This is a genomic window from Shewanella sp. SP1S2-4 (genome assembly GCF_031932075.1).
Classification (GTDB): domain Bacteria; phylum Pseudomonadota; class Gammaproteobacteria; order Enterobacterales; family Shewanellaceae; genus Shewanella; species Shewanella baltica.
In genome coordinates, this window is sequence record NZ_JAUOET010000001.1 from 78,046 (window position 1) to 91,525 (window position 13,480).

9 protein-coding genes are annotated in these 13,480 nt (G+C 46.7%); 2 read left to right on the forward strand and 7 right to left on the reverse strand.

Annotated features, from left to right (window positions below; all coding sequences use genetic code 11):
• Position 1 precedes the first annotated feature (1 nt).
• The 6 genes from mak to Q4Q52_RS00370 all read right to left on the reverse strand — a co-directional run bounded on the left by mak (position 2) and on the right by Q4Q52_RS00370 (position 9,469).
• Positions 2 to 919 (reverse strand): fructokinase, encoded by a 918-nt coding sequence (mak, locus tag Q4Q52_RS00345; protein WP_107946972.1) that lies wholly within the window; start codon positions 917 to 919, stop codon positions 2 to 4.
• Positions 920 to 979: 60 nt separating this feature from the next.
• Positions 980 to 1,786 carry a 3'(2'),5'-bisphosphate nucleotidase CysQ gene (cysQ, locus tag Q4Q52_RS00350; protein WP_107946971.1) on the reverse strand — a complete coding sequence of 269 codons (807 nt, stop codon included), beginning with the start codon at positions 1,784 to 1,786 and terminating at the stop codon, positions 980 to 982.
• A 367-nt stretch (positions 1,787 to 2,153) separates the two neighbouring features.
• Positions 2,154 to 3,317 (reverse strand): sugar nucleotide-binding protein, encoded by a 1,164-nt coding sequence (locus Q4Q52_RS00355; protein WP_311989570.1) that lies wholly within the window; start codon positions 3,315 to 3,317, stop codon positions 2,154 to 2,156.
• 6 nt (positions 3,318 to 3,323) lie between these two features.
• A complete protein-coding gene (locus Q4Q52_RS00360) occupies positions 3,324 to 4,088 on the reverse strand; it encodes a phosphatase (protein WP_311989571.1) in 765 nt (254 codons plus the stop codon).
• A gap of 46 nt (positions 4,089 to 4,134) precedes the next feature.
• A complete protein-coding gene (locus tag Q4Q52_RS00365; RefSeq protein ID WP_311989572.1) occupies positions 4,135 to 7,356 on the reverse strand; it encodes a DEAD/DEAH box helicase in 3,222 nt (1,073 codons plus the stop codon).
• Between the two features lie 268 nt (positions 7,357 to 7,624).
• On the reverse strand, positions 7,625 to 9,469 hold the full coding sequence (locus Q4Q52_RS00370) for a DUF885 domain-containing protein (RefSeq protein ID WP_311989573.1): 1,845 nt from the start codon (positions 9,467 to 9,469) through the stop codon (positions 7,625 to 7,627).
• Between the two features lie 566 nt (positions 9,470 to 10,035).
• Between Q4Q52_RS00370 and Q4Q52_RS00375 the strand changes: the two genes are divergently transcribed.
• Entirely contained in the window at positions 10,036 to 10,245 is a 210-nt protein-coding gene (locus Q4Q52_RS00375) for a cold-shock protein (protein WP_006080998.1), read from the forward strand.
• Between the two features lie 110 nt (positions 10,246 to 10,355).
• On the opposite strand, the gene Q4Q52_RS00380 is transcribed toward Q4Q52_RS00375, so the two are convergent.
• Positions 10,356 to 12,302: a monovalent cation:proton antiporter-2 (CPA2) family protein gene (locus Q4Q52_RS00380; RefSeq protein ID WP_311989574.1), complete on the reverse strand. Its 1,947-nt coding sequence runs from the start codon at positions 12,300 to 12,302 to the stop codon at positions 10,356 to 10,358.
• A gap of 170 nt (positions 12,303 to 12,472) precedes the next feature.
• Between Q4Q52_RS00380 and Q4Q52_RS00385 the strand changes: the two genes are divergently transcribed.
• Positions 12,473 to 13,363 carry a GGDEF domain-containing protein gene (locus Q4Q52_RS00385; protein WP_106650035.1) on the forward strand — a complete coding sequence of 297 codons (891 nt, stop codon included), beginning with the start codon at positions 12,473 to 12,475 and terminating at the stop codon, positions 13,361 to 13,363.
• Positions 13,364 to 13,480 lie beyond the last annotated feature (117 nt).

A 13,480-nucleotide genomic window follows, 5' to 3' on the forward strand; every position in this document is an offset into this window, starting at 1 on the left:
ATTACTTTTCCCACAACCAAGCTGCGCCGCGCACACCCGATGAACAACCATAAAGATTCTGCACCACAGGCGTATGGCACTCACGCCCCACCACATAATGGGCCAGCAATGCCGGTAATCTTGGGTAAATCGCTGCGACATTCGACATTCCGCCGCCCAGCACTATGGCATCGGGATCGAGCATATTGATCACATGGGCGAGTGAACGAGCGAGTCTATCCATATAACGATCAAATGCAGCAACCGCAATCGCATCCCCCTCATCGACTAACAACATAATATCAGCACCTGATTTGGCGGCAGTACGCACTGTACCTGCAGCCGTCAAAGCCGCATTATAATCACGCACAAAGCCAGTGCCAGAGATAAAGGTCTCGATACAATCGGGATTGCCACAGAAACATCGGGTGGTATTGAACTCTTCCTTGGTCATCCAAGGCAAAGGATTATGACCCCATTCACCGCCGATACCATTACCACCGCCGTGAACTTTGCCGTTAATTGCCACGCCAGCACCGCAACCAGTACCAATAATCACGCCAAACACCACAGATGCACCAGCGGCAGCACCATCGACCGCCTCAGATACCGCAAAGCAGTTGGCATCATTGGCAACCCGCACTTCACGCTGCAACAATTCCCCTAAATCCACATCGAGGGGATGACCATTGATCCACGTCGAGTTAGCATTTTTGACTAAACCTGAATAGGGCGATACCACACCTGGAATACCCACGCCGACAGTGCCGTGCTCGCCAAGAGTCGCTTCTGCTTCCTTAACTAAATTGACAACCGCAGCAAGCGTGCCCTGATAGTCACGTGGCGTCGTCACACGTTTGCGAAATAGCTCATTACCTTCATCACTCAGTGCGACTAATTCTATTTTTGTTCCGCCTAAATCGACGCCCATGCGCATCATGAATACTACTCCAGTGTTTAGCCCGCCCTTTCATCAACAAGTATCGATGCTAGGCGGTCGTTATTTCACCCAGCCTGGGGCTGTGGCAATAAAGTAAGGGTTTAAAATGTCAGGTTTTTGATTATAAGTTAATGGTTCACCTGAGTCGTAACAGACAACTGTGCCGCCAGCACTTTCGAGCACAGCTTGCGCCGCCGCAGTATCCCATTCGCTGGTAGGGCCTAGCCTGGGGTACAGATCGGCACTGCCTTCTGCCAACATACAAAACTTAAGCGAGCTACCCACACTTAAGATGTCATGCTCGCCAAACTGTTGTAAATATTGCGCTAAACCTGGGCTCAAGTGCGAGCGGCTGCCAACAATCATCGGCATCGCGCGTGGCACTTTAGCGCCCAATAAGGGACTTTCTTGACCCGCTTGTTGACGCCATGCACCTAAATGCTTAGCACCGTAATAATAGGTATCGAGCACAGGCGCATATACCACACCTGCGATAGCAACCCCTTGATGGATAAGCGCAATATTGACGGTAAACTCACCATTGCGCTTAATAAATTCCTTAGTGCCATCTAAAGGGTCAATTAACCAATAGGTTTGCCATTGACGACGCTCATCCCACGCAATATCCGCCGCTTCCTCAGACATAATAGGAATACCGACAAACTGCTTTGCCAATGCCGCCACTATCACGTGGTGCGCGGCTAAATCGGCCGCTGTCACGGGACTATCATCGCCCTTATGGCTCACTGAAAAGTCATCTTGACCATAAACCGTCATAATGGCATCGCCCGCCGCTTTGGCAATCGCGACCACTTGCAATAAATCTTGTTTGGTCAATGTCTGTGCTATTGTCGTTTTGTCTGTCACTGAAACGTCCTTAATGCATTAAATATTCTGGCATTATGCCATTGTCATCCAAGGGGAATTTAGAACAAATTCATCATACATCAAGCAAAATAGACTAAGACTCACGGCTTGAACCGCTGCGTACAAAACCACAGATAAACAAAGTGATTACGATACTAAGGCAAGCCATCGGCGCTGAGAAGAGCCTTGAGTCCAGCTGCATTCGTATTCACAGCCCATGTTTTCATACGGATAGTCTAAAGCCGTCGCTTAAATCTGATTATTGGCGGGCTTATTGTTTTCGACAGCGTTAATCACTTAGATGACGTAAACGCTTAAAGCCTGATTAAAGCAGCCTAAAGCAAAATGTGAGTCACGCTCATTATTGTCAAGATAACCGCCGCAACATGCGATTCAGTTGCTGACGCCAATCTTGCCACTCGATCTGTTCAGGCATCGACAGTACATTATTCGTAGCCAAAGTGGAGCGTAATTTACCACTGTTCAACACACTATAACTCGGCCTTTTTGCCAAACTTATGCCGCGGTTTAGTGCCTGCTTAGCATAATCAGCACTGGTAATCGGTTGGATAACCATAGGTTGACTTAACAGATGAAGCGCTATAGCTTGTCGCTGAATTTCACAGGCAAACTCATACCAACTACATTGGCCTTGAGCGCTGTAATGGAAAACTCCAGAGTACTGCTGCACGACTAATTGCCATATTACCTTAGCGAGTGCATCACTCCATGTCGGGCAGCCGATTTGATCGACTATCACCTGCAAGCTTGGCTGAGTACGCATCAAGTTGAGCATGGTTTTGACAAAATTATGCCCATCTTGACCGTAAAGCCATGAGGTGCGCACAATCGTTGCCCGCTCACTCAAGACCGCCAATACCTTCTGCTCACCGAGCAACTTGCTCTTGCCGTAAGCAGACAACGGCTCGGGAGCATCGAGTTCAACAAATGGCCTTGGTAAATGAACTTGGTTTGGGTTTGAATTTTGAGCTAAGTCAGGGTTTTGATGCTGTTCAAAGTCAGCTTCTCTAGCATCACCCACTACACGTTCAGTTGCATGGGCACTATCGCAAACTGCATGACCACCAAACACATAATCGCTCGACACATGCAGCAAGCGGGCGCCCGACAACAAACACTGCTGCGCCAATAACTCAGGGCCGAGTGCATTCACCCGATTCGCTTCGATTGCATCATGCTCAGCAGCATCCACCGCATTATAGGCCGCGCAATTGATCACCCAGCTTGGTCGATATTGATCAAACACTGCTGCAATATTGGCGGCATCGGTAATGTTTAACTGACTACGATTTAGCGCATACAGCTTCAGTGGCGCGACTGTGTTTGCGCTCGTGTTTGCACTTGTGCTGCTATTTAGGGCTAGCTCGCCAATATCGGCAGCGACTCTCAGTAACGCCTGAGCGAGCTGACTCTTCGCACCAGTGATTAACACCACTTGAGGAGTGTTAGCGTCTGTGGCACTCGCCGCTCCGCATTGAAGTGGCGTCACTTTAGTTGCCACTATTTTCATCACTAATCAACAGCATGGCTCATCGTCACTGAATAAGGGGATCAAATCAGCAACGGTTTCATGGCCACGGGCGGCTAAAAAGGCTAAGAGTGCTGAAGGACTACGATTGAGTAATCGTGATGGCGGATAAGCCACTTCATCGATGATCGCTTGCGCCCGCGCAAGACCGCCCAAACTAAAGGCCACATGGGAATCAGAGCCCATAACTAAAATAGTGCCAAACTCCTTGGCCGCTTTGGCAATCGCAGTGCAATTGGCTTCGCTGCCCTTACGGGACACTTCAAAGGAGGAATTGTTAATTTCAAGCGCTACACCGTATTCGGCAGCGGCGCGGGCAACGGCTTCAATATCAATCGGATAGGCGGGGTTTCCCGGATGAGTAATGATATCAACCTTGCCGCTCTTAATCGCATTAATCATGGCCTCTGTGTGGGTTGCCTTATCCGATGGCGGATAAACCGGTTCATGGAATCCCGCGAGCACAATATCGAGCTGCTTTAAATAATCACCAAAGAAATCAATCTCGCCGTCGATATTTTTAATATTGGCTTCGATACCACGCAAAATCCCGACACCATCGACCATACGAGGCAGCACTCTTAAATTCACAAAGTGCCAAAAATGCGGTGCATCCGCCATCGCAGGCCCATGATCTGTATTCGCAAATAGGCGAATACCCTTCTGTTTTGCTACGGCAATATAGTCATGAATCGTGCTATAAGCATGGCTCGAAGCCACAGTATGGGTATGAGTGTCGACTTGGTACTGCATGGTTCACCTCAGTCAAATGATTCAATCAATTTTAAACTGGTCACTATTAGCTAAAAAGCGATAACAACTCATCTGCGCTTCCTTGCCATGTGCCCTTACCTTTACCTTCGAGAATACTGTCCGCCAGACTTTGTTTATGCTGTTGCATTTCTTGGATTTTTTCTTCTACAGTGCCTTCGGCAATCAGCTTATACACAAACACTGGCTTATCTTGGCCGATACGATGGGCTCTGTCCGTAGCCTGTTTTTCCGCCGCTGGATTCCACCAAGGATCATAGTGGATCACAGTATCCGCAGCGGTGAGATTGAGCCCAGTACCGCCCGCTTTTAAACTGATTAAGAACACAGGCGTATCGCCCTCTTGGAACTTATCTATCTGGGCTTGGCGCAGGCGAGTTTGCCCAGTGAGCTTACTGTAATCGAGCTCTAAGTCCACCAGCTCTGCTTCAATCAGGCTAAGCATGCTAGTGAACTGGCTGAAAATTAATATCTTGCGCCCCTCTTGCACCATCTCGGGCAAATTCTGTTTTAGCCAGTCTAACTTAGCATTACTCTTCACTTTTTGCGCTTGCTCTAACTTCACTAAGCGCGGATCGCAGCAGGCTTGGCGTAGCTTAAGTAAAGCATCGAGAAACTCGATATGGCTGCTAGCAACACCTTGAGAGGCAAATAAATCCCGCAGTTTTTTCTCCATCACCAGTCGAATACTCTCGTAGAGATTTCGCTGATCTTTTTCTAACTCTAAGCTCTGGGAGATTTCGGTTTTAGGGGGTAATTCACCGACCACTTCATCTTTGGTTCGGCGCAGCACAAAAGGCGCAATCCGTTGACTCAAGATTTGCGCTTGTTCCCTATCGCCATAACGTTCAATTTTGTGCCTAAAGGATTTGTTAAAGAAGGCATTCGTGCCGAGTAGTCCGGGCAAACAAAAGTCCATCAAGGACTTAAGTTCACCTAAGTGATTTTCAAGCGGCGTACCCGACAGACACAATCTAAACGGCGCTTTAAGAGCTTTAATCACTTGAGTCACTTTCGCCTGCGCATTTTTAATCTGCTGCGCTTCATCGAGCACGATATGTTCAAACACCTGCCGTTGGTAATAGTCACTGTCGCGCACAATCAGCGGATAGGTCGTCACCACAATATCAAACTCACCTAAGCGCTCGAGCAAAGGCTTACGCAAGGCGCCATGAATCACGACAAGCTTTAACGAAGGTGCAAATTTCGCGGCTTCTTTTGCCCAATTACCCACTAAGCTCGTTGGGCAAATAATGAGGCTTGGAGCATGGTTAGCCCCTACGGGTTTTAGCGCTTGCTGCTTGAGTAAAAAGGCCAAGGTTTGAATGGTTTTCCCTAGCCCCATATCATCGGCTAAAATACCGCCAAGCTGATATTCCTTTAAAAAACAGAGCCAATTCAACCCTTGCTGTTGATACTGACGTAACTCAGCATTTAAGTTGTCTGGGACTGCAACCTCTAACACGCCGTTAAAGTTTTCAAGTTTAGTTGCTAAACTGCGCACCCGTTCACCATTAAGCAGGCGAAGATCACTGTCGGCAAAATCATTTAATAGGTGGGCACGGTATTTAGGCAAAGACACGCTATTGCCTTTGTGACTGTCAAACAGCTCTAAAATAATGCTGATCAGCGGCTTAATCACGCTAGCTTTGACTTTTAACCAATCGCCATTTGGGCTGGGCAGCAGTAATTCTGCATCATCGGCGGGCTCACCATACTGCTTAAGCCAAGTGGCAATTAAGGGCAGCATAGGCACTATTTGACCATCGATGTCAGCATTCAGTGACAGAGAAAACCACCCCTCTTGGGTATCATCCAGTTCAATCGCCAGCGGAGTATCGATAACATTCAAGCTGAAATGGTCGGCAAAATGCACTTGGTAGCCCAAGGCCTCTAGCGCTGGGATTTCCTGTTGGATAAAGTGCAACCAAGCATCAATGGTTTCTGGCAGTGGCCCTACCCCCCAAATACTGGCATAACTGCCGCTATTCGAGATAAAAGAAGGCGCCAGTTCGACCAGTTCCAATGTCATCAAACGATTAATGGCATCCATTTCCGCATCGAGTTGACGCGCGACTTGATAGGTTTTGCCTTGATGGGTAACTAAGGACAAGGGCTCATCGGGATATTGGCCGCCAAGCACCACGTCTTGATAAATAAACTCCAGCAACACCAGTGGCTGCGCCATCGCAAACTCAGGTAACTCCTGCGCGGTTAAGGTCAACCTGACTTGCAGCGGCACTTGCAGCTCGACAAAATCAATCGAAGCGGGCGTAGGCACGGTTTTCGCCGAAAAGTGTTTAATCAGTTTGTGGCTCACCATTTCAATCTGCGAGCTAGGCACTGGCGGCATCTGGCTGAGTAACAACAGTTTTTCAACGCTGATCTCTGTCTCTAATGCGCCTATCTTAAAATAATCTAAATCGATATAAGTCGGCGGCTCACAGGGGATAAGCTCCCAATTTTCTTTATTGGGCAGCGTTAACTGCATCTGTTTATGTTCGGCATCCTTATCCAGCCAAATGAATTCTGGCTTTAACGGTTCACCTCGGGTAAGCGCTAAACGGCTCTCTTCCCAAAAACACCGTTCAGTGACGAGCATTTTTTCCAGCGCCATAGCGCCTAACTGAGCTTTAAGATACAGACGCGAGGCACCGTGACGACGAGTCGACATAATGAGATTGATGATGAGTACGTCTTCGGCACCAATCCAAGCGGGCATGTAATATTGTACGTCGGATAATGCGATTTTCGAGCCTTTGTTATAGCCGCCCTTCTTCGCCAGCTTACCTTTTCTGAGCTCAAGGTAAACGCCGTTATCATCTTTAGATAATACGTACAGCACGCGATCGTCATAGAGTAAATCGACATTTGAAACCGTGAGATCATCACTTTCGTCTAGCAGATGTAACCACTGGGCAATACGTTGATCTTCAACGGTTCTATCACTTAGTAAACTGTAAAGCACGGCGGCAATATGCTTGCAATGCCCAGTGGCGGGGCATGAACAGAAGCCATTCATGATCAACTTATGGTTAACACTCACGAGGCGAATATCTTGACGATAGGGCTGGGATTCCGTACCCATGACGCGACCTTCAATATGACGAAAATCGGCATTCGCTTTGGCGCTCAAGACCCGTCCTTTCATCACATAATCACGGGCGCGCATTAAGGTTGGCGGCGTGAATAATGACTCAATCGTGGTGCGAGTCAATTGGATAGGATCTTGGGGGGACAAGCGATTCATGTAAAAACCTTGAAACTAAAAATATCGATACCTAACAATAGCAAGCCATTGCCGAGCGACATTTATCAATGAGTTGTGTGGGATTGTATTGAAAGCCTTGGCCGAAAGCCAGAATGATAGCCTCTATCGATAAACCCACCCTGCCTGCAAAATTAATAGAACATACTTATTCGCAGACAGGGGATGGATTTAAACCCGCATAAAGCCATTGATAAATCAGGTGTTAGTGTTGCATTAATCACTAAGCGTTAACGGTTGCAACCAAGGGCTAAACTTTAGCTTTAGCCTCAGCATTGTTTTTATCAGCAATGTAGCGATCGACCAGTGTTTCTAAGATATCCAAGGGCACGGCGCCATTTTTCAGCACCACATCATGGAAGTCTCTGAGATCGAACTTATCCCCTAGGGCCGACTTGGCTTTTTCGCGCAGTTCGAGAATTTTCATCATGCCGACTTTATAGGCCGTCGCTTGGCCTGGCATAACGATATAACGCTCAATCTCAGCCGTGACATCACGATCGGACATGCCAGTGTTTTTCTTCATATAGTCGATCGCTTGCTCGCGAGTCCAACGGCTATGGTGAATGCCCGTATCTACCACTAGACGCACAGCGCGGAACAACTCTGCCTGCAAACGACCGATATTATCAAAGGGATCCTTTTGAAAACCAAGCTCCCACGCCAAACGTTCGCTATATAAAGCCCAACCTTCAATGTACGCCGTAAAAGGCGCCATCTTACGAATAAGCGGCATACCTTCTAACTCCATCGCCACTGCGATTTGAAAATGATGCCCAGGGATCCCCTCGTGATAGGCTAAAGTGCGCATACCGTATTTAGGCGTGGCCTTGATGTCATATAAATTGGCATAGAAACGCCCCGGACGACTGCCGTCAATCGCGGGCTGCTGATAATAGGCACCCGGTGCTGTTTTTTCTTTAAATTCAGGGATTCGTACTACTTCCATGCCCGCTTCAGGTCGAATACGGAAGGCATCACCGAGTCCCGCATTCACTTCATCAAGAATATGCTGATAATCAACCAGAATTTGCGCTCTACCCGCATCGCTATCTTCGTAGTAAAACTTAGGATCGGCAGCTAATGCTTCAATCGCGACCGAGAAACCTTGGCTCACATCGTAACCTTCAGCGGCTAAGATAGTCATGATCTCGCTCTGAATGCGATCCACCTCAGCCAGCCCTTTAGCATGGATTTCGTCAGCTGTGTAATTAGTGGTCGTAAAGAACTTCAGCAATTGCTCATAGGCAAGGTCGCCATTTGGCAGCGCCCAATAACCATCATCCGTCCCAGCTTTGGCTTGTAACTGGGTAAAGTAGTCGATAAATAATTGATACGCTGGATGCACGTAACCTTTAATGTCCGCTTCGGCGGCGGCCAATAACCGTGCTTGTTCATCGGCACTGATATCCGTGTCAGCTAATTTGGTTTTGAATGAACTGTATAGGATATTGTCTTGAATCGGCGTCGCGACAAAATCATTCATCTCGGTCAGTACTCGCTCAATCACAAACTTAGGTGGAATAATCCCTTTAGCTTCACGGATTTTTAAGCCTTCGAGAGTTTGCGCAAACTTAAGTTTCACCTTTTGTAAACGCGACAGATAGTTTTCAGCATCGCCAACAGAATGGACTTGGTGCTGCGCCTGCATAAAGCTGGGATACCCGTTTTGCACACCAAACAACTGATTCAGCGGATAGTTATGGTAACGATACGGCTCAGAGACCAATGCGAAATCGGCAAGATATAAGGCAATATCCTTGGAGATACGTTGATTTTCATCTAAATCCGCATCGGAATAGCTCAATAAGGTTTCACGCAGATCTCGCACTTGCGCGAAAGTCTTATCCATCGCCTCTGGACTATCATCATCCAACTCGGCGTTATGGCCTGTAATCCCTACCGATTCTAAGAAACCCAATGAGGTTAAGGTCTCAGGGCTTTCGAAAGCCATCTTGACCACACTTCGATCTAAGAACGCGCGAAAGAAAAACGGTTTTTTCGCAAACCATTCATGGGCGGCCAGCGCCACTAATAACAGCACTAAGACTAAGCTGCCGAGTCCAATCCGTTTCAGTACTGTTTTCAACGTCATTCTCCATTCTTATTATATTGGGTCTACAGTTATCGCACTGAATCTAAAGCTCAAGCACGCTGTTATTTTGCTGACGAGAATATCATCAACACAAATAGGCAACAATTTAATAACGTAACTAAGCGTGACTGAATCCTTTCTCTGGCATACAGGTCGCCTCCCACACTCCACAGACACCTAATAGGTAAACTGTCACTAAGTCGCGACAAACAGACAAAATATTTTTTATGCTCGATAACTTTCAAACTAGCTTCGTATCCATTTGAATATAAACAGTTATAAAGCCTCGCCCTTCCCAATATCTTTCCATAATCCTCTCTATAGATGAAAGGTATTTCAAAATAAAGCTATACAAACCCCTAGAGTGTGTTAATCTGCACTCCGGCCTGTGATTCAGACCTATTTATAAGCAATATTATGTATTTGAAAACCTTCGCTACGCCTGTAATATTTTTTGCTGTCATGAAGCTTTCCACTCATAACTTATCATCAATGTAAATAATTCTATTTCTGGCTAACATCCCGCATAATTGCGAATTATTTGTTTGAAAATTTTGGAGACATTCATGTCTAAAACTACTGGTGTAGTTAAATGGTTTAACGAAGATAAAGGTTTTGGTTTTATTTCTCCTGACAATGGTGGCGCTGACGCATTCGTTCATTTCCGCGCAATCGTTTCAGAAGGCTTTAAAACTCTTGCTGAAGGTCAAAAGGTTTCTTTTGACATCGAACAAGGCCAAAAAGGTCCTCAAGCTGCGAACGTAGTTATTCTGTAATTAGACTTTGTCTAATTTAAGTTAACAAGTTCCAGACAAAAATGCCGACACTATGTCGGCATTTTTATATCTGCATTTTCATCCATCTCAAAAGAGTGAACCTCAGGCCTTTAGCCATGTAGGAGCTTAGCCTCAGCTTTCTCAAGTCGTCGTGGTTTACCCACTATCAGTAAGATATCCCCTGCACGAAAAACCCAGTCCTGCTCAGGATGTTCCACTTCGGCGCCATTGCGACGAATCGCCCTTAACTCAACTCTTAAGGTTTCCCACATAATATCGGCAACGGTTTTACCAATCGCATCTGCACCACGCGGTAACGCCACCGCATGCAATGACTCTAAGGTGAAGTCGGTTTCAGTACCGGAAAAAAAACCATGTAAAAATTGATAATGATTGCGCCGCTCTGACTCTAAGCGTTTTAAAATGCGCGCCAGAGGCACACCACATTGATGTAACACCTGTGACACTAACATCAGGCTGCCTTCCAAAGATTCTGGGATCACTTGATTAGCACCGGCTTTTTTCAGTAAGTCTAAATCACTGTCGTCTTTAGTTCTGACTAAAATTTTAGCTTCTGGCGCCAATAACTTACATAAGGGTAGAACTTCTTCCAAACTGCGCGACTCACAAAAAGTGATGACGATCATCTTGGCCTGCTTAACGCCAATTTGTTTTAACATCGCCCGTTTACACACATCCCCGAAGTAAATAGGTTCGCCGGCACGACGCGCTTCAGAGACACGAGTCGGATCGAGATCCATGACCAGATAAGGTACAGCTTCAGTTTTCAAAAATCGCGCTATGGTCTGCCCTACTCGGCCATAACCGAAAATCATCACCAGCTCTTGCTCATCCATTAAAAGTGGTACGACTTCATCCACGTGTTTTGCCTGCCGGATCCCCAACACCCACTTAGCAATGTCTACGCTATGGCGAACTAACCAAGGTGCGATCGACATGGAAAGCACGGCGACCATGACCAACATGGTACTGATTTCATTATCTAAAAGTTGATAATTAACCGCTAAAGCCAACACCACAAAACTGAACTCGCCCACTTGGGCTAGGCTCATGGCCGTACTCATCGAAATTCGAAAAGGCTCGCCTACTAATCTTAAAATGCCATGAATGATCAGCGCCTTACCGAGTACAACTGCCACTAAAATCAGCAATATCTGCCACCAAAAACGCATCACTAAGGTAAAGTCCAGCATCATGCCTATGGAGATGAAAAACAGCCCCATCAATAGATCACGAAAAGGCCGGATATCGGCCTCAAGTTGGCGGCGGTACTGGCTTTCTCCCAGCAGCATACCCGCCATAAATGCCCCCAGCGCCATGGATAGTCCCAGCCATTGGGTGAACGCGCCAGTGACTAAGGCCACCACCAGCGTTGATAACACGAACAGTTCGTTAGAGCGGGAGCGGGCAACTTCGTCAAAAATCCGCGGCAGTGCCCATTTACCGAAAGCCATTAAGAGGGAAAAAGCCAAAATACCTTTCAGCAAAGCAAAGGCGATATCCGCAACGATCAAAGGTTCGCCACCATTGGCCAGTAATGGCAATAAGATCAACAGCGGCACAACCGCTAAATCCTGGAACAATAAGACACTGACAGAGAGCTCACCGTGACGGCGCCTCAGCCATCCCTGTTCATTGAGTAATTTAAGGACTATGGCTGTGGATGATAAAGCGATAGCGGCACCGATAACCAAGGCTTCTACCCAGTTAAGACCACATAATAGGGCTACACCCATAGTCAACAGAGTCGTTATCACCACCTGCGCACTGCCTAAGCCAAATACAGTGCGGCGCATAGCCCATAGCCGCGGCACAGAGAACTCCAAGCCTAAGGTAAACATCAGCAGCACAACCCCAAGTTCGGCGACGGATTGCATTTGATGCTGGGTAAACCAGTGAAAACCGCTTGGTCCACTCACAACACCAGTGAGTAGATAAGCCAGAATTGCAGCTAACCCCAAACGACGCAGCACAGCAATGGCCACAATGGCAATCACTAACATAAGTAGTACTTGGATTAAAAAGCTATGTTCCATTGGGGCTATGACTCCTGTCAAAATGCTGACGTGTCAAAAAAACTAACGCTGAGTTTTAAGCTTAACTGAATGACTAACAAAGACAAATTTTATTAACAAATATTGCGGCACGGTATTTGCTTAGACTAGGTAAGAGATGTATCGCACTAACATTTGCTGGAGTGATGATTATGGACTTTGGCCTAGCGACCGAGCTGTATCCCGACGAATATCGCTATCAAACAGAACATTATAGTCCCAATGATAATCCATTGGACTTAGTACAAGTGATCCAACAACTGCACGCCAGTTTAGATCCAAGGACAGTCTTTGCCTGCTATGGCAAAGTGCTGGGACAACACTTGCCGATCCAAGGTGTGCGCTTAAGTTATGGCGAACATAAATTCAGCTGGGGCAAACGTTATGGTATCAGCGTCAAACGACAGCTGATATGTGCAGGTTTGCCGCTGACGATCCAATACCAGTTATTGACGCCACTAACACCATCACAAGCCTCAAACTTACAGGATATTGAACCGCTGTTATTGCAACCGTTATTAAATGCGATGCAATATCAAGAAATGTCGATGCAGGCCATGTTTGACTCGCTCACTGGCTTAGGTAATCGTCATTACTACAGTCAAAGCATCAACAATGCGACCGCCAGAGCCCATAGAAAACAAGGTTCTGTTGCACTCATAGTGCTCGATTTAGATAACTTTAAACAGCTAAATGATAAATTCGGCCATAAATGCGGTGATTATATTCTGAAGGAATTTGGCGACATCATTCGTGCAACCATACGTAATACGGATCAAGCCTTCCGTATCGGTGGTGACGAATTCGTGATTATTGTCCAAGGTAATATTCATGCGGCAGGCCTATTGTGCGAACGGATTGTCTCGGCCATCAATCTGCACACTAGTTTCACTCAATTTGGGGTGAGCTGTAGCTTAGGTGTGGCAGAATCACACGATACCATTGAAGCCGAACAACTTTATGAACTTGCCGATAAGGCGCTTTATCAAGCCAAAGCCGCGGGACGTAACTGCTATAAACTCAGCCAAAATCAATTAGTTTAGACGCGCAAGGATGCCAAATGAAATGCGATAACAAACTCGCAGCGCGTAATCTGTGAAGGTTCAAAACAAAAGGAAGATTACTATCTTAAGGTAGATCTCAAGGAAGATTCGAATCAA